Annotated in this window: 15 protein-coding genes; 8 read left to right on the forward strand and 7 right to left on the reverse strand. The window is 65.5% G+C overall.

Going from position 1 to position 15,537, the window contains the following annotated elements; translation table 11 throughout:
* Nucleotides 1–3 precede the first annotated feature (3 nt).
* Both E2484_RS17590 and E2484_RS25150 read right to left on the reverse strand, forming a co-directional pair.
* Nucleotides 4–225 carry a hypothetical protein gene (locus E2484_RS17590; RefSeq protein ID WP_137286493.1) on the reverse strand — a complete coding sequence of 74 codons (222 nt, stop codon included), beginning with the start codon at nucleotides 223–225 and terminating at the stop codon, nucleotides 4–6.
* Nucleotides 222–392, reverse strand: coding sequence for a hypothetical protein (locus E2484_RS25150; protein WP_170977404.1), 171 nt, complete (start codon nucleotides 390–392; stop codon nucleotides 222–224). The genes E2484_RS17590 and E2484_RS25150 overlap by 4 nt, the downstream gene beginning before the upstream one ends.
* Nucleotides 393–602: 210 nt before the next feature.
* On the opposite strand from E2484_RS25150, the gene E2484_RS17595 reads away from it, so the two are divergent.
* On the forward strand, nucleotides 603–1,445 hold the full coding sequence (locus E2484_RS17595; protein ID WP_170977405.1) for a class I SAM-dependent methyltransferase: 843 nt from the start codon (nucleotides 603–605) through the stop codon (nucleotides 1,443–1,445).
* Between the two features lie 27 nt (nucleotides 1,446–1,472).
* On the opposite strand, the gene E2484_RS17600 is transcribed toward E2484_RS17595, so the two are convergent.
* Nucleotides 1,473–3,827: an ATP-dependent DNA helicase gene (locus E2484_RS17600; protein ID WP_321112704.1), complete on the reverse strand. Its 2,355-nt coding sequence runs from the start codon at nucleotides 3,825–3,827 to the stop codon at nucleotides 1,473–1,475.
* 405 nt (nucleotides 3,828–4,232) lie between these two features.
* Entirely contained in the window at nucleotides 4,233–5,015 is a 783-nt protein-coding gene (locus E2484_RS17605) for a sulfurtransferase (protein ID WP_137286495.1), read from the reverse strand.
* A 234-nt stretch (nucleotides 5,016–5,249) separates the two neighbouring features.
* Here E2484_RS17605 and E2484_RS17610 point away from each other — a divergent pair, with 234 nt between their 5' ends.
* The 5 genes from E2484_RS17610 (at nucleotide 5,250) to E2484_RS17630 (ending at nucleotide 10,897) form a co-directional block, all read left to right on the forward strand.
* Nucleotides 5,250–6,116: a sulfurtransferase gene (locus tag E2484_RS17610; RefSeq protein WP_137286496.1), complete on the forward strand. Its 867-nt coding sequence runs from the start codon at nucleotides 5,250–5,252 to the stop codon at nucleotides 6,114–6,116.
* 72 nt (nucleotides 6,117–6,188) lie between these two features.
* Nucleotides 6,189–6,821: a rubrerythrin family protein gene (locus tag E2484_RS17615; protein ID WP_137286497.1), complete on the forward strand. Its 633-nt coding sequence runs from the start codon at nucleotides 6,189–6,191 to the stop codon at nucleotides 6,819–6,821.
* A 138-nt stretch (nucleotides 6,822–6,959) separates the two neighbouring features.
* Nucleotides 6,960–9,020: an excinuclease ABC subunit UvrB gene (uvrB, locus tag E2484_RS17620; protein ID WP_137286498.1), complete on the forward strand. Its 2,061-nt coding sequence runs from the start codon at nucleotides 6,960–6,962 to the stop codon at nucleotides 9,018–9,020.
* A gap of 95 nt (nucleotides 9,021–9,115) precedes the next feature.
* Entirely contained in the window at nucleotides 9,116–9,871 is a 756-nt protein-coding gene (locus tag E2484_RS17625; protein WP_170977406.1) for a class I SAM-dependent methyltransferase, read from the forward strand.
* Nucleotides 9,872–10,024: 153 nt separating this feature from the next.
* On the forward strand, nucleotides 10,025–10,897 hold the full coding sequence (locus E2484_RS17630) for a TSUP family transporter (protein WP_137286500.1): 873 nt from the start codon (nucleotides 10,025–10,027) through the stop codon (nucleotides 10,895–10,897).
* An 85-nt stretch (nucleotides 10,898–10,982) separates the two neighbouring features.
* On the opposite strand, the gene E2484_RS17635 is transcribed toward E2484_RS17630, so the two are convergent.
* Nucleotides 10,983–12,122 carry an SPFH domain-containing protein gene (locus E2484_RS17635; protein ID WP_137286501.1) on the reverse strand — a complete coding sequence of 380 codons (1,140 nt, stop codon included), beginning with the start codon at nucleotides 12,120–12,122 and terminating at the stop codon, nucleotides 10,983–10,985.
* Between the two features lie 125 nt (nucleotides 12,123–12,247).
* Here E2484_RS17635 and E2484_RS17640 point away from each other — a divergent pair, with 125 nt between their 5' ends.
* The gene (locus E2484_RS17640; protein ID WP_137286502.1) at nucleotides 12,248–12,574 is read left to right on the forward strand and encodes a hypothetical protein; all 327 of its coding nucleotides are present in this window, start codon (nucleotides 12,248–12,250) and stop codon (nucleotides 12,572–12,574) included.
* A gap of 10 nt (nucleotides 12,575–12,584) precedes the next feature.
* Here E2484_RS17640 and E2484_RS17645 read toward each other — a convergent pair whose 3' ends face one another.
* Together E2484_RS17645 and E2484_RS17650 are read right to left on the reverse strand one after the other, a co-directional pair.
* On the reverse strand, nucleotides 12,585–14,390 hold the full coding sequence (locus E2484_RS17645; RefSeq protein ID WP_137286503.1) for an excinuclease ABC subunit C: 1,806 nt from the start codon (nucleotides 14,388–14,390) through the stop codon (nucleotides 12,585–12,587).
* Between the two features lie 9 nt (nucleotides 14,391–14,399).
* Complete coding sequence (locus tag E2484_RS17650; RefSeq protein ID WP_137286504.1) at nucleotides 14,400–15,008, reverse strand: hypothetical protein; 609 nt, start codon at nucleotides 15,006–15,008, stop codon at nucleotides 14,400–14,402.
* A 203-nt stretch (nucleotides 15,009–15,211) separates the two neighbouring features.
* Between E2484_RS17650 and E2484_RS17655 the strand changes: the two genes are divergently transcribed.
* Nucleotides 15,212–15,475: a hypothetical protein gene (locus E2484_RS17655; protein ID WP_137286505.1), complete on the forward strand. Its 264-nt coding sequence runs from the start codon at nucleotides 15,212–15,214 to the stop codon at nucleotides 15,473–15,475.
* Nucleotides 15,476–15,537: the final 62 nt, after the last annotated feature.

A 15,537-nucleotide genomic window follows, 5' to 3' on the forward strand; every position in this document is an offset into this window, starting at 1 on the left:
CTCCTACCCGCGGGGAAAGCAGTTGGCGCAATCGTCGTAGAAGACGGTCTGGCGCGGCGTGAGCTTGCGCCACGTAGCGTCGTCGCGCTGGAGGAACGCTCGGCACGCGGGGTCGTCGCCGGTGTCGTCCGGCCGGTGGCGCTTCTTCGTGGTCGGAGACTGACTCACGAGGTAGTACTCCTCTGGAGGCTCGGAGTCCGCCGGGGCGTCGCGTTCGACGCTCATCGGTACTCCTCCAGTTCGACGGTACTCGCTGCCGCGGCGTTGAGCCACTCGTGGCTCTCGGCGGGGTTGTAGAGGACGAGTTCCGCCCGGCCGTCGCTGTCGGTGCGCTCGTAGGTCTCGATTCGGTCGCGGGTGTCGTCGTGGGTCGGGGTGGCTCGTGTTTTCATCTTGGATTGCCTCCCATCGAAGTCGGCGCTTCGGAGACGAGTAGGCGTCTCAGGGGGTTAAAGGCGATCCAAGGGCGCGGTGAAAGTGAAACTGGGACCGCGGGAGGGGCGGCCGACGAGCGGCCGCTGGTGGACTGCTGGCACCCGGTCGGCGACTGACTCCCGGTCGGCGAGCGATACTTTCTCCGGAGGCAATCACGTAGGCGGACTATGACCGCGGACGAGAACTCGACCGCCTCCCCGTTCGAGGGAACCGAGGAGTACTACGCCGACCATCGGCCCGACTACGGCGAGCCGGTCGTCCAATACCTGAGAGACCGATTCCAACTGGACGGCTCCGCCCGAGTCCTCGACCTCGGGTGCGGCACGGGCCAGATCGCCGTCCCACTCGCGGCGCACGTCGGCACGGTCGTGGGGATGGACCCGAACGAGGAGATGCTGCGGCAGGCCCGCCGGAAGGCCCGAGACGCCGGTCGGGAGAACGTCGAGTGGGTCGTCGGGTCGGACGCCGACCTGCGGGAGAGTCTGCACGAGGACCTCGGGACGTTTTGGCTCACCACGATGGGACGGTCGTTCCACTGGATGGACCAGGAGGCGACCCTCGACCGACTCTACCGGACGACCGAACCGGGCGGCGGGGTAGCGACCGTCAACGACACCGAGTGGCTCACGAAGGGAGTCGAGGACTGGCAGGCGGACGTGTACCGGGTCGCCGACGAGTACCTCGACGACCTGCCGCCCCGGACAGGCCCGGTCGAGGAGTACGACGACCCGTGGGACGAACTCCTCGAAGACCACGGATTCTCTGACGTCGAGGTCCGAAAGTTCGAGTCCGAGCGCGAGTGGACCGTCGAGGGCGTCGTCGGCTACGTCTTCTCGCTGTCGTTCTGCTCGCCCGAACGATTCGGCGACGACAGGGAGGCGTTCGAGGCCGACCTCCGAACACGCCTGAACGAGTTGAGAGACGAGCGAGGCGAAGGGTCGGAAGACGGGCGGAACGAGGGGACGTTCGGCCAGACCGCCGATATCGACGTCACTTCGGGTCGGAAGTAGGCCGCGTCACCTCGGGGCCGCAGATAGCTACTCCGGGTCGCGCCAGAATCGCTCCAGTCCGAGCGAGAGCATGTCGGGACTCACGGGTTGGAACTCCTCGCGCTCGACGTCCGGAAAGTACTCTCGCACGCTGTCCCACGAATCGCGGGCGTAGCGGGAGTCCACCAGCACGCGGACGCCGACCTCCTCCGGGCCACGAATCACCCGACCGAGGGCCTGGCGGGCTTTCCGGACCGCGGGGACGGTGAGGGCGTACTGGAAGCCGTCGCCGAAGGCGCGGTCGTAGGCGGTTCTGACGGCCTTCGTCCGGGGGCTGGCGGTGTTGATGATGGGGACGCCACAGACCACCGCGGCGTGGAGTTTGTCGCCCTCGTAGTCCACGCCCTCGGTCAGGGTGCCCCGGAGGCTGGTCACGAGAACCTTCCCGTCGCCGCCGAAGAACTCGGCTTTGAGGTCCTCGGTCACGTCGTCGTCGCTGCTCTCGTCCAACAGGACCGACTTCTCGACTTTGGAGTTCTCGCGGAGGCTCTCGGCGGCCCACTCGGCCTCGGCGTAGTTGGGCATCCCGACGAGGACGTTGCCCGGCGACTGGGCCACGTCGCGGAGCGCGTCGGCGTACACCTGCCGGGTCCGGGTCTCCTCGCCCGGCCTGCCGCGGTTGTCGTAGGTGAACTTGGGCGCGTCGACGGCGAAGCTCTCGCGGTTCTCCTCGGGGAAGTTCAGGCCGTAGGTTCGGTCCACGACGGGACGGCCCTGTTCCTCGTCGAGGTGGTTCAGCCCCGTCACCTCCTCGAACACGTCGAGGGGTTCGAGGGTCGCGCTCATCAGGACCCCGCCGCCGAACTCCGCGAGTTGCTCGCCGATGGCGTCGCTCGGCACGCAGTTCTGCATGGCGAGGCGAGCGTTGTAGGCGCGTCGCCACGAGGTGTCGGGTTCCTTCTCGTTCCACGTTCGTTCGAGTTCTATCTCCCGGAAGTAGCGTTCGTGGTCGTTGCGGTACCACTCGCCGAGGACCCGGCCCGCGGCGGGCGCGGCGCGCTCCTTCTCGTCGTCCTCGGCCTCGTTCAGGATGCGCGCGACGACCGACCCCACGGCCTCGGCCTTGACCCAGATGCCGTCGTGGTACCCCTCCGATTCGGCCCACTCCGAGATTTCGTCGGGTTGCGGTTCGGTCGGGTCGCGCAGGGGTATCTCGTCGTCGGGCAGGTCGTGGAGGTTCGACTTCCAGCCCCGATGCTCGCGTTCGAGGTGGGCCGTAACCCGGCGGTCCAACTCCTCGCGGAGGTCCCGGAAGAAGTCGCGGGTCGCCTCGATGTCCGACAAGGACACGTCGCTGTCTTCGAGTTCGCCGCGCACGAGGTCGGCGTCGGCGGTGGTGTGGGATTTTTTGTCGCCGTCGAACTTGACGGGTTGGATGACCCGCGTGAGTTCGGACTCGGCGTCTCGCAGTGTCTTGTCGCCCACGGCGTCGCTCACGAGGTCGCGCACGCGGGGTTCGAGCATGTGGGCCTCGTCGCAGACGACGAAGGTGGACTTGTCGAGCAGGGCACCCGTGAATCCGCCGGTCGTCACCGGGTCGAAGGCGTGGTAGTAATTTCCGACGACGACCTCGGCGTGGCCCAAGATTGCGCCCATCATCGAGTGGGGGCAGGTGCCGTGTTGGACCGAGAGGGAAACGAGTTCCTCGGGGTCGATGAGACCCGTACCGTCGAAGTCGAACGGGACCGCCTCCACGGGGTCGCCGTCCTCGGGCAGGTCGTCGAGGAACTGGGCGTAGAACGGGCAGTACTCGACGTCCTCGTACTCGGGCATCTCGGGCGGGTACGGCGTCGGTTCGCCGGCGGTTTCGAGGAACTGCGCGGCGGCCCGGCCCTGTCGTCCGCTGTCGGCCAACCCGGTCTGCTGGCTCTGCGCTCGGGAGACCAGATTCTGGGCGGTAGTGGCTCCGCCTTCCCCCGTTATTCCGCGGGTGTCCTCCCGGAGCGATTCGCATCGCTCGTAGACGTTTCCGTCGTCGATACCGCCCGCGTTCTCGCGGTTGTACGGGCACACGTCGGCCTTCCCGACGAGCGTGAGGCCGGTCACGGGGTCCCAGTCGGTCGGGAGGTTCGAGTTGATGGTCCGGAGGTCCTCCTCGAACTGCCGGAGTTGCTGTTTGACGCTCGTCAGGACGACCACGCGCTCGTAGTCGCTCTCGGGGTCGCGGACGAGGTGAATGCCCGCCGTCAGCGCCAGCATGGTCTTGCCAGTCCCGCAGGCACCCTCTACGACCGCGAACCCGCCGTCTTCGGCGGTGTCGATGGCCGTCTCGATGCCGTCCACCTGCTCGTCGTACGGCTCGGAGTGGCCGAACACCTCGCGCCACGAATCGCCGGATGTCACTGGGCCGGGGTTGGTCGTCATCGGGTTTGAACGTTTGGATACCCCGGACCGGAAGTAGACCGAATCGTCGGAGGCGTCACGGGGTTCTTCGGTTTCGAAATCCTCGGTCCGGTCGCGGTTGGTGTGCAGTGTGATGGTTCGGAGGTAGCCGTCGGAGTTGGAGTCAACTTTTCAGAAAGCCCCTGCCGGGTCGCTACGAACTGCCATCGTTGACGGTGACAGCAGTTACGTAACAGTGAACGCTTAGAAAGCCCCCGTCCGGTCGCCGCTCGCGGCGACCGGACGTCAGAGCGCGACGGTGGGTAGAGCAATGTATAGGTATTCTTCAGGTGGGTTTTCTATGCATATATAATCGATATTATATCCCAGATAGTGGAATACAGTTCTATGACGACGATTTACGTCTCAGTCCCCGGTCTCGATAGGCCCGCCGATTTTCTCCCACTCGGTCAGACTCCCCTCGTAGAACGCCAAATCGTCGTAACCGAGCGACGAGAGGACGACGTACGTGTGGCTGATGCGCCGGGCCGTGTTGCAGTAGAGGACCACGCGCTTGTCGGGCGTGATACCGTGAGCCTCCAGAATCGACTCCAGTTCGTCGCGGGGTTTCAGCCCCCGGGTCTCGTCGTCCACGAGTTCGCGCCAGTCGAGGTTGACCGCGCCGGGGACGTGGCCCTCCTCGTACTCCCAGTCGTCGCGGGTGTCCACGAGGACGCTGTCGGCGTCCTCGATGGCCCGCTCGACTCCCTCGTGGTCTACGAGCGGCGAGTCGGTCGGCGTCCCGACCGCGTACTCCGCGGACTCGACCTCCGGCGCGTCGCTGCTCGTCTCGTACTCGCGCATCCACGAACTGAAGTCGCCGTCGAGCAGGTGGAGGTCGTCGTGGCCGTAGGCCTCCGCGGTCACGAGGAACCGCGCGGCGAACACGCCGTGGGTGTCGTCGTAGGCGACGATGGTGTCGTCGGCCGAGATGCCCGCCGCGCCCAGCAGGTCGGCCCACGCATCAGCGCCCGGCAGCATGCCTTCGTCACCGTTATCCTCGCTCCGGAACTCGTCGAAGGGGATGCTGACCGCACCGGGGATGTGGCCGATGCCGTCGTACTCCCACGCCTCGCGCACGTCTACGACCGCCACCTCGCCGAGGTGGTCGGCGAGCCAATCGGCGCTGACTACGACGTTCTGGTTCATCGGACCAGCGTAGGGAGTCCGGTGGTAAATGTCCCCCGTTCCGGACGGTCTCTCGCAGCATCTCACAGCTACCAGAGATAATTGCCGCATCCTGCCCGGCGAGCGTTGTCAGTTCGAATATATTTCTGGCGGATAGCTCCGCCACCGGCAATCCTTTCCGGTACGGGAGACACAAGGCGTTACCTACCGTAAGTAAAGAGGATATAACGAGAGGCCGTGTACGTCTAGATGGTTATGAGCGACACCGAGTACGCAAACGACGTTCTCGTCTCCGCCGACTGGGTGGAGAATCACCTAGACGAGTTCCAGAGCGACGACCCCGAGTACCGACTCGTGGAAGTCGACGTAGACACCGAGGCCTACGACGAAGCCCACGCGCCGGGCGCTATCGGCTTCAACTGGGAGACTCAGCTTCAGGACCAGACTCAGCGCGACATCCTCGAAAAGGACGACTTCGAGGACCTGCTCGGGAGCCACGGCATCACCGAGGACTCGACGGTGGTCCTCTACGGCGACAACTCCAACTGGTTCGCGGCCTACGCCTACTGGCAGTTCAAGTACTACGGCCACGACGACGTGCGCCTGCTCGACGGCGGCCGCGACTACTGGCTGGAAAACGACTACCCGACCACCGACGAAGTACCGGAGTTCTCCGAGCAGACCTACGAGGCGGGCGGCCCGCGCGAGTCCATTCGCGCCTACCGCGACGACGTGGAGAAGGCCATCGACCGCGGCGTCCCCCTCGTGGACGTGCGCTCGCCCGAGGAGTACAGCGGCGAGGTCCTCGCCCCGCCGGGCCTCCAGGAGACCGCCCAGCGCGGCGGCCACATTCCCGGCGCGAGGAACATCTCGTGGGCCGCGGTCACGAACGACGACGGCACGTTCAAGACCCGCGACGAACTCGAAGACCTCTACGCCGACGAGGACATCGACGGCGACGGAACGACGGTCGCGTACTGCCGCATCGGCGAGCGCTCGTCGGTCGCCTGGTTCGCGCTCCACGAACTGCTCGGCTACGACGACACCGTGAACTACGACGGGTCCTGGACCGAGTGGGGCAATCTCGTGGACGCACCCATCGAGACCGGTAGCGGCGAGTAGTTCCGTAACTTCGTCTTCGTCTTTTCCGCCGCTGTCGCTACTTACAAGCGACTGGTTTCCGTACTGGAACCCATGAACCCAGACGAGTTCCTCGACACCGTCCGCGACGAGAACGAGACCGCGCTCTCACGACTCGGCTCCTCGAAATCGCTCTACGCCGAGACCGAAGGCGAGATGGAACCGGAAGTCGTGTTCCGCGCCGCCGCGGAGGCCGAACACGCCGCCAGCGAGACGTTCCAGCAGTGGGCCGACGACGGGGACGCCGCCGAGTCGGTCCGCGAGACCTTCGCCGACTTCGCCGAGCAGGAGCGCGACCACTACGAGCAGGTCACGGCGAAACTGGACGACGACCACGAACCGAGCGAGGTGCCTGCCATCCACGACTACCTGCGAGGTATCGAGGACGACGCGGGCCGCGTCGGTGGCTTCCTCGGCCGGACGCTCGCCAGCGAGAAGTCCAAAGAGCAGATGGTCGGCTTCTTCGTCGGGCAGGCCGACCCCCAGACCGCCCAACTGTTCCGTGACTTGGGCGGCGACCTGGACGGGCAAATCGAGCGCGGGACGGAGTTACTGGCGGAGGTCTGCGAGAGCGAAGACGACTGGGACCGTGCGCTGGAGGCCGCGAACGGCGTGATTCAGACGGCCTACGACGAGTACACCGAGACGCTGGAAGGGATGGGCGTGAATCCGAAGCCCGTCTGTTAAGCGGTTTCACACTCGGTCGCGGCGGTCGCGGCGATCGCGGAGTCGCTGGCCGAGGACCCACGCAATCTCCCTTCGGGGTTCACGATTGACGGACGCGACGAGGGGGTAAAGTAGCTCCAATCCCTACCTCGCTCTACAATGAGCGACGCCGACTCAGGGCCACTTTCGCCCGACAGACCCGAGGCCGAGTCCGACTTTCGGGTCGACGCACCCTTCGACCCCGCAGGCGACCAACCGGACGCCATCAAGCAGTTGGCCGAGGGGTTCCGATCGGGCATGGACAAGCAGACCCTACTGGGGGTAACGGGGTCCGGGAAGACGAACACGGTTTCGTGGGTAGTCGAGGAGATACAGCAACCGACGCTGGTCATCGCCCACAACAAGACCCTCGCGGCGCAGTTGTACGAGGAGTTCCGGAACCTGTTCCCCGACAACGCCGTCGAGTACTTCGTCAGTTACTACGACTACTACCAACCGGAGGCCTACGTCGAGCAGACCGACAAGTACATCGAGAAAGACGCCTCCATCAACGAGGAAATCGACCGCCTGCGTCACTCCGCGACGCGCTCGCTACTGACGCGCGACGACGTAATCGTGGTCGCCTCCGTCTCGGCCATCTACGGTCTCGGCGACCCGCGCAACTACGAAGACATGAGCCTCCGGTTGGAGGTCGGCGACGAGGTGGGCCGCGACGAACTGCTGGCGCGTCTCGTGGACCTGAACTACGAGCGCAACGACGTGGACTTCACGCAGGGCACCTTCCGGGTGCGGGGCGACACCATCGAGATATTCCCGATGTACGGCCGGTACGCGGTCAGAGTGGAACTCTGGGGCGACGAAATCGACCGCATGATGAAGGTAGACCCCTTGGAGGGGGAAGTCCAGTCCCAGGAGTCCGCGGTCCTCGTCCACCCGGGCGAACACTACTCGATTCCGGAGCAGACGATGGACGACGCCATCGCCGAAATCGAGTCGGACTTGGACGACCGCATCCGGTACTTCGAGCGCAACAACGACCTCGTTGCGGCCCAGCGCATCGAGGAGCGCACGACCTTCGACCTCGAAATGATGAAGGAGGCGGGCTACTGCTCGGGTATCGAGAACTACTCGGTCTACCTCTCGGACCGCGAACCCGGCGACGCGCCCTACACCCTGCTCGACTACTTCCCCGACGACTTCCTGACGGTCATCGACGAGTCCCACCAGACCGTCCCCCAGATCAAGGGCCAGTTCGCGGGCGACAAGTCCCGCAAAGACAGTCTCGTGGAGAACGGCTTCCGACTCCCGACGGCCTACGACAACCGGCCGCTCACCTTCGAGGAGTTCGAGGAGAAGACCGACCAGACCCTCTACGTCTCGGCGACGCCCGCCGACTACGAGCGCGACCAGAGCGACCAGATCGTCGAGCAGATCGTCCGGCCCACGCACCTCGTGGACCCCAAGGTCGAGGTGTCCGACGCCGAGGGGCAAATCGACGACCTGATGGACCGCATCGAGCATCGGACGGAGAACGACGAGCGCGTCCTCGTCACGACGCTGACCAAGCGCATGGCCGAGGACCTGACCGAGTATCTGGAGGAGGCCGGAGTCGCAGTCGAGTACATGCACGACGAGACCGACACCCTCGAACGCCACGAACTCGTCCGAGGCCTCCGCCTCGGCGAGTTCGACGTGCTGGTGGGTATCAACCTCCTGCGCGAGGGCCTCGACATCCCCGAAGTCTCGCTCGTAGCCATACTCGACGCCGACCAGCAGGGGTTCCTGCGCTCCGAAACGTCGCTGGTCCAGACGATGGGTCGCGCGGCCCGGAACGTCAACGGCGAAGTCGTCCTCTACGCCGACGAGACCACCGACGCGATGGAGGCCGCAATCGGCGAGACCCAGCGCCGTCGCCGGATCCAGCAGGAGTACAACGAGGAACACGGCTTCGAGGCGACGACCATCGAGAAGGAGGTCTCGGAGGCCAACCTGCCGGGGAGCAAGACCGACACCTCCGGCGTCACCGACGGCGAACCCGAGACCGACGACGAGGCCGAGCGCCGCATCGAGGAGTTGGAGGAGCGCATGAACGAGGCCGCGAGCAATCTGGAGTTCGAACTCGCGGCAGACATCCGGGACCGGATTCGGGAGTTGCGCGAGGAGTTCGAGGTGGACGTGGACGTGGAGGGCGGCGTGCCGGAACCGACAGAAGGGTTCTGACCTGCCTCGCGGCGTTTCGCACCCGACATTCGATTATCACGAACGTTAGTGTCGGAAATGTTGATTGTGTTCGGCGTGGTGCGATGAAGGAGACCATGGGAGAGAGTACCGATGCACACGAAAAGTATGGCGAGATGGCGGCGAGGTACGCCGACTCGAACCCCGACCAGCGGGCCCGCGCCGAGTACGAGTGGCCCGTCGTCCGAAGTCTGCTTCCCGACGTTTCTGGCAAACGCGTCCTCGACGCTGGTTGTGGGTCGGGCTACTACTCGGCGTGGCTGGCCGAGCGAGGTGCCGAAGTCGTCGGCATCGACGCGAGCGAGGAGATGATAGCCGAGGCGACCGACCGACACGGAGACGAAGCGACCTTTCTGGTCGCGGACCTGCGCGAACCGCTCGACGCCTTCGAGGACGAGAGCTTCGACCTCGTGGTCAGTCAACTCACCCTCGAACACGTCGAGGACTGGCGACCGCCGATGGCGGAGTTCCACCGGGTGTCGAAACCGGGCGGCCGACTCGTCGTCTCGTGCGACCACCCGTTCACCACCTACTTCGTCATCGAACACGAGGACCCCGAAATCGGGAGCGCGGACGCCACGGAAGCGGATTACTACGAGGTCGAACGCTACGACCGCGTCTGGGGAGAGGGCGAGAAGCGAATCGAGATTCCGTGCTATCGGCGGTCGCTCCGCGGCGTCCTCGGGCCGATATTCGGGGCCGGGTTCGTCCTCGAAGACCTGCGAGAGCCGAGACCGCCCGAAACCGACGGCCCGCTCGCGTACTTCGAGTCGCACACGCCGCGGTTTCTGGTCGTCCGAGCGCGGAAGCCGTCGCCGTCTTCGAGGCGGTAGAAAACCTCATCATCGTCCGCAATTGGTTGTGAGCTTCATCAATCCTTTTCAGTAAGCCGTTTTTTAGACCGGGCCACCATGGAACAGCAACTGCCGTTCGCTCGCTCCGACCCTGGCCACCCGATTCAGCCACCGACAGGAGGCTTCGCGTAGATGGCGCTCCCTCTCGGATTCACCGCAATCGGTCTGATAACGTTCGTACTTCTCACGTTCGCAATTTGTACTACGGTCAATACGTTCGCCATGGAGGCGGCGGTCCTCTTCGTCCCCGCCTTCCTGTTCGTCTACCCCGAGCTCGTTCCGGCGTTCCCCGACGTGACGCTTCAGGCCGCTATCGGTCTCGCGCTGTTCGTGGAACTGTTCGGCTACACCAGTAGCGTCTCGGCGTACTACTACCGCGAGCAGATAGACCTCGGCGTGGCGAAGGCCATCTTGGTCGTCAGCGTCCCGATTGCCGTGTTCACGCGGTCACTCTCGTACTTCGCTCCCTCGACGGTGCTGAAGTTGCTCTTCGGCGGGATGCTCATCGTCCTCTCGGCGATACTGTTCAGAGCCCACACCGGCCACGAGGACCACGCCGAGGGAGTCGCTGCCGACGGGGGCCAGCCGGCCTCTCACGCGTCCACGTTCGACCGGTACGACCGACTCGTCGCGGGGGCCGGCGGTGCGATGGCCGGATTCGTCGCCATCGCCATCGGCGAACTCACCCAGACCTTGCTCACGGTTCGTAAGGGTATCTCCATCAGGCTCTCGACGGGGACGAGCGCGCTCGTCCTCCACGGAACCATCGTCGCCGCACTCGTCACCAACCTCCTCCTGTTGCGGTTCGCACCGCCGAGTTTCAGCGGCCACCACTTCACCGTCCCCTTCGACTTCGGTCTTGTCGCGGGTCTTACGTGTCTAGTCGGCGGACAGGCGGGCGCGTTCGTCAACAGTCGGGTCTCCGAGCAGACGACCGTCCGCGCCATGATGGTCGTCTACTCGCTGGTCGGCGCGTTCGTCCTCTTTCGAGTTTTCTTCCTCTGACGCGCCGCACACCACTATTTAATCGTCTAACGCCATTCTTCAAATGGAAAGGAAACGAGTAGCTATCCGAAACAGTTGACTTGCCTTATTCGGACTCCGACGCGTTCGTCGTCTCCTCGACGATTTCGACGTCCTCGTCCACGCCGACGCCTTCGCCGTCCGACTCGGTGAGCATCCCGGCCACGTCGTCCAGACCCAGCAGGTCCTCGGTGTCGGCGTCGAAGTCGAGGCTCTCCAGCGATTCGCGGTCTCCCGCCACGTCGCTTCCCGTCAGGTGCTTGCCGTACCGACCGACCAGCGACGAGAGTTCCTGCGGGAGGACGAAACTGGTCGAGTCGCCCTGCCCGATGGCGTCCAGCGTCTCCATCCCCTTGTCGACGACCGCGCGCTCGCCCATCGATTCGGCGGACTTGGCGCGTAGGACGGTCGAAACCGAGTCTCCCTGTGCTTCGAGAATCTGGCTCTGCTTCTCGCCCTGCGCCCGGATGACGTTCGACGCCTTCTCGCCCTGTGCCTTCTCGATGGCGCTCCGGCGTTCGCCCTGCGCTTCGAGAATCATCGCCCTGCGGCGGCGCTCGGCGGCGGTCTGCTGTTCCATCGCGCTCACGACGGTCGGTGTGGGCATCACCGACTGGACCTCGACGGCTTCGACCCTGACGCCCCAGTCGTCGGTCGGCCTGTCGAGTTCCTCGTGGATGCGGGAGTTTATCTCCTTTTGCTGTCGCAGCGTCTCGTCGAGTTCCATGTCGCCCACCACCGCCCGGAGCGTGGTCTGGGCGAGGTCCGAGACCGCTTTCCGATAGTTGTCGACCTCCAGATACGCCTTCTCGGCGTCCATCACCCGGATGTAGATGACCGCGTCGGCGGTCACGGGCGAGTTGTCCTCGGTGATGGCCTCCTGTTCGGGCACGTCGAGGGTCTGGGTCCGCATGTCGAAGGTGTGGGTCTCGCTCACGAGCGGAGGGACGAAGTTCAGACCGGGACCCAACAGCCCCCGGTACTCGCCGAACACCGTCAGCGCGCGCTTCTCGTAGGGGCCGACGATTTCGACCGCACTGGCGAGAACCACGACGACCAGGCCCAGCGCGAGCAGGCCCACGACCGCCGCGAGGTCCAGGAACGGCAGAACGAAGAGGAGAGCGAGGACCGTGACGACGCCCGCCAGCAGACGCGAGACGCTCCGCCCGGCGGTGAGTCGCCCGAGTTCGTAGAAGGGGTTATTCATGTTGCTTACACGATGCTATGGGGGCATAACGTTTGACGTTTGTGTCGGGAGTCGGACAGCGTGATCCCTCTCGCGAAGCCCGGACAACGCGACGTATTATGACGCTGGACCGGGAACGGGGACGTATGTCGAACACGCGCGTCGCCGTGGCGAAGGGGTTCTCGGTCGCGGTGGTGAGCATCATGCTCGGTATCGGCGTCTACATCCTCCTGTTCGCCGGAGGGTTCTCCCGGTCGGGACTGCTGGTCTACTTACTGACGCTCTCGTTCGCCCTGACCAGTACGCGGGGCATCTGGACCGGTCGGTACAAAATCGCGGCCATCGGCGGGGTCGGAATGGCCGTCGCGGCGGCGTTACAGAGCGCGCTCGTCGTCGGATTCGCGGTCCTGCTGGTGCTGGCGGTGGTGTTGGGCTACTCGGGACGGACGCGGGAGCGTCTTCAGACGGAGTAGGTTTCGGGGCTCACAACCGCGTCTCGATAGTCTCGGCCGTCTTCTCCCCGACGCCTTCGACCTCCTGCAACTCCGCGACGGAGGCGTCTCGAATCCCCTCGACGCTCCCGAACCGCCGGAGGAGTTTCCGGCGGGTCTCCGGGCCGATTCCGGGTACGTTGTCGAGTTCGGTCGAAACCTCGTCGCGCAAGGTCTGGTGGTACTGGACCGCGAAGCGGTGGGCCTCGTCGCGGACGCGCTGGAGGACGTGGAGGTGGTCGGCGTCGCTCGGCCAGTCGTAGGTTCGGGTCGGCGTGACGACGATTTCCTCGTCTTTGGCGAGTGCGACCGCCGGCACGTCCCAACCCGCGTCGGCGAGGGCCTCGCGCGCCGCACCGAGTTGGCCCTCTCCGCCGTCGATGAGGAGGAGGTCGGGGTCGGGTCGGTCGTCCCGGCCCTCGATCGCACGGTCGGCCCGCCAGCGCACGAGGTCGTACATGTTGGCGTAGTCGTCGTTGCGCTCGTCGAGTTTCTTCCGGCGGTAGCCCGACTTGTCGGCAGTGCCGTCCTCGAAGGCCACGTCGCTCCCGACCGCGTGCTTGCCCTGCGCGTGGCTCACGTCGAAGCCCTCGATGCGCCGGGGCACCCGATCGAGGTCGAGGGCGTCCCGAAGCGCCGCCAGAGCGTCGGGTTCGCCCGCGCCGCGCCGGGCGTTCTTCAGCGCGAGGTCCACGAGAGTCGCCTCCCGGCCAGCGCCGGGGACCCGGGCCGACACGCCCTCGCGTTCGAGCCAGTCGAGTACCTCGTCGTCGTCCGGCCGGTCGGAGAACAGGAGCGCGTCGGGCAGGTCGCGCTCGGTGTAGTACTGGGTGACGAACGCCGAGAGGACCGCCCCCGAACGGGTGTCCGCGTCGGGCGCGTCCGTGTCCGCGTCCCCCTCGGGAATCGTCACGGCGTGGCGCTCGCGGGCGACGAGTTGGCCCGACTCGCTGTGGAGGCGCGCGACCGTCGCCGAGTCGCCAGCGAGGCTGACGCCGAGTACGTCCACGGTGCGCTCGTCGTCTTGGCTGGCGACCGCCTCGCCCGCGCCGCCGTGGAACCCCTCTACGGCGTCGAGTTTGTCCCGGAGGTTGGCCGCGCGCTCGAACTCCTGATTCGCGGCGGCGTCCTCCATCTCCCTGCGCAGGGGGTCGGCAAGGACGCCGGTCTCGCCCTCGAAGAAGCGGACGACCGACTCCACGTCGGTGACGTAGGAGTCGCGGTCGATTTCGGCGGTACACGGGGCCGAGCAGAGCCCGATGTCGTAGTCGAGGCAGGGCCGGTCTCGGTTGGCGAACTTGTGGTCCGAACACCCCCGGACGCCGTAGGTCTCTCGGAGGGCCTTCACGACCGTCTCGACCCGCGTCTTCTTCGTGAAGGGGCCGAAGACGCGCGGGCCGGAGACTTGCGAGTCACCGCCGTCGCTCCGAGCGCGGGCCTCCGGGTCGGGGTCGCGGGTGATCTCGATTCGGGGGAACTCGTGGTCGGTGAGTTGGACGAGGGGATAGGACTTGTCGTCCTTCAGTCGGACGTTGTATCGAGGCTGGAACCGCTTGATGAGGTTGGCTTCGAGCAGGAGGGCCTGCGTTTCGGTGTCGGTGACGGAGTAGTCGATGTCGTCGGCGCGTCGGACCATCCGGCGGATACGCTCGCCCCGCGGGTCGGCGTACGACCGCACCCGGTCGCGGAGGTCCACGGCCTTGCCGACGTAGACTACCGTCTCGCCGTCTTCGAATTGGTAGACCCCGGGCTGGCGTGGTAACTCCGCCGCGCGCTCTCGAACCGCGTCCCCGTCCATCGAGCGCGGCTAGTCGCTACGTGGCTTTGAACCTGTTCCTACCGCGGTCCGGAGTCGTCTGGCGACGTCTTCGGCGTCGTCGCTGTGGACCGGGACGCGCATGGGATCGCGGCCAGCGCGTTCGATGACGAGTTCGCGCTCCCGGGAACCGAAGTAGAGTGCCGCGAGTGCGACGGCCGCGAGAATCAGGAGGCCGCCGACGACGAGGAGACCGTTCGTGAGCGTGCCGAGAGCCTTCGGGAGAAAAGAGACGAGTTGAGCGATGCCGGAGCCAGGTGCGTTTTCGGGTGGATTCGCCGCGTCGAGTTGGTCGAGGATACCGCTGGTCTTCAGGAGGATGCCGCCGCCGAGCAGGACCGCACCGTAGACGCCAGTTCGGACGCTCCAACCGACGTACGACCGGTGTCCCGTGGTCTCGACGTTTGCGTCGAGGACGTTCGGTCGGTCGGCGTGGTCGAACCGTCGCCCGTCGCCATTGGGGGTGAAAACGAGGACTCGGTGGGTCGTGACCGCGACGCGCGCACCCTCAACCGTGAACTCCTCTTCGACCTCCTCACCTTGAAACAGCATCTCGGAGAGGCGGTCGTCGGTCGCCTGGGACAACGGGGACTGGCTCATCGTCATTACGTCGCCGAGAGGGAACTAAGACGGTTGCGGCCGATACATCGTACTCCGTGTCCCCTGGATTCCTGCCACCCGTGGACCATCATTCATAGACCGATACGCCGCTTTCCGTCTTAACACTACTGGCAGTATCAGCGAGGGGAAAGGTGAAGAATCTAACTCGGTGGATTCAACTCGCTTCCGGGAAAGGTTCGGACATGGACGACGAGCGACTCTGGCTCGTAGAGCGAACCTACACGGACAAAGGACTGGTCTCGCTGGTGTACGCCACGACGGACGGCGAGTACAGCGTCCAGCGCCAGCGTTCGATGAACATGCTCCGGCAGGGCGCGGACGTGACCGCCGCCATCGACGCCGACGCCGAGAGCCTGAACCCGGTCGAAGACGACGAGACCCGCCAGCGGTACGCCGACGAAGCGACTCGGATGGCCGACCAGCACGACCCGGACGAAACGGTGTGACGGCCGTCTGTCGACCCTCTTTTCAGTCCATTGGCCAACACGATAAGACAAGGGTTTACATG

It is taken from the genome of Halorussus salinisoli, from assembly GCA_005239435.1.
Taxonomy (GTDB): domain Archaea; phylum Halobacteriota; class Halobacteria; order Halobacteriales; family Haladaptataceae; genus Halorussus; species Halorussus salinisoli.

What these genes read in the sequence shown, in the direction of transcription:
- E2484_RS17635 (WP_137286501.1), bottom strand. Translation starts at nt 12,122, where the DNA reads ATGAATAACCCCTTCTACGAACTCGGGCGACTCACCGCCGGGCGGAGC.
- E2484_RS17640 (WP_137286502.1), top strand. Translation starts at nt 12,248, where the DNA reads ATGTCGAACACGCGCGTCGCCGTGGCGAAGGGGTTCTCGGTCGCGGTG.
- E2484_RS17595 (WP_170977405.1), top strand. Translation starts at nt 603, where the DNA reads ATGACCGCGGACGAGAACTCGACCGCCTCCCCGTTCGAGGGAACCGAG.
- E2484_RS17615 (WP_137286497.1), top strand. Translation starts at nt 6,189, where the DNA reads ATGAACCCAGACGAGTTCCTCGACACCGTCCGCGACGAGAACGAGACC.
- E2484_RS17650 (WP_137286504.1), bottom strand. Translation starts at nt 15,008, where the DNA reads ATGAGCCAGTCCCCGTTGTCCCAGGCGACCGACGACCGCCTCTCCGAG.
- E2484_RS25150 (WP_170977404.1), bottom strand. Translation starts at nt 392, where the DNA reads ATGAAAACACGAGCCACCCCGACCCACGACGACACCCGCGACCGAATC.
- E2484_RS17610 (WP_137286496.1), top strand. Translation starts at nt 5,250, where the DNA reads ATGAGCGACACCGAGTACGCAAACGACGTTCTCGTCTCCGCCGACTGG.
- E2484_RS17625 (WP_170977406.1), top strand. Translation starts at nt 9,116, where the DNA reads ATGGGAGAGAGTACCGATGCACACGAAAAGTATGGCGAGATGGCGGCG.
- uvrB (WP_137286498.1), top strand. Translation starts at nt 6,960, where the DNA reads ATGAGCGACGCCGACTCAGGGCCACTTTCGCCCGACAGACCCGAGGCC.
- E2484_RS17645 (WP_137286503.1), bottom strand. Translation starts at nt 14,390, where the DNA reads ATGGACGGGGACGCGGTTCGAGAGCGCGCGGCGGAGTTACCACGCCAG.
- E2484_RS17630 (WP_137286500.1), top strand. Translation starts at nt 10,025, where the DNA reads ATGGCGCTCCCTCTCGGATTCACCGCAATCGGTCTGATAACGTTCGTA.
- E2484_RS17590 (WP_137286493.1), bottom strand. Translation starts at nt 225, where the DNA reads ATGAGCGTCGAACGCGACGCCCCGGCGGACTCCGAGCCTCCAGAGGAG.
- E2484_RS17605 (WP_137286495.1), bottom strand. Translation starts at nt 5,015, where the DNA reads ATGAACCAGAACGTCGTAGTCAGCGCCGATTGGCTCGCCGACCACCTC.
- E2484_RS17655 (WP_137286505.1), top strand. Translation starts at nt 15,212, where the DNA reads ATGGACGACGAGCGACTCTGGCTCGTAGAGCGAACCTACACGGACAAA.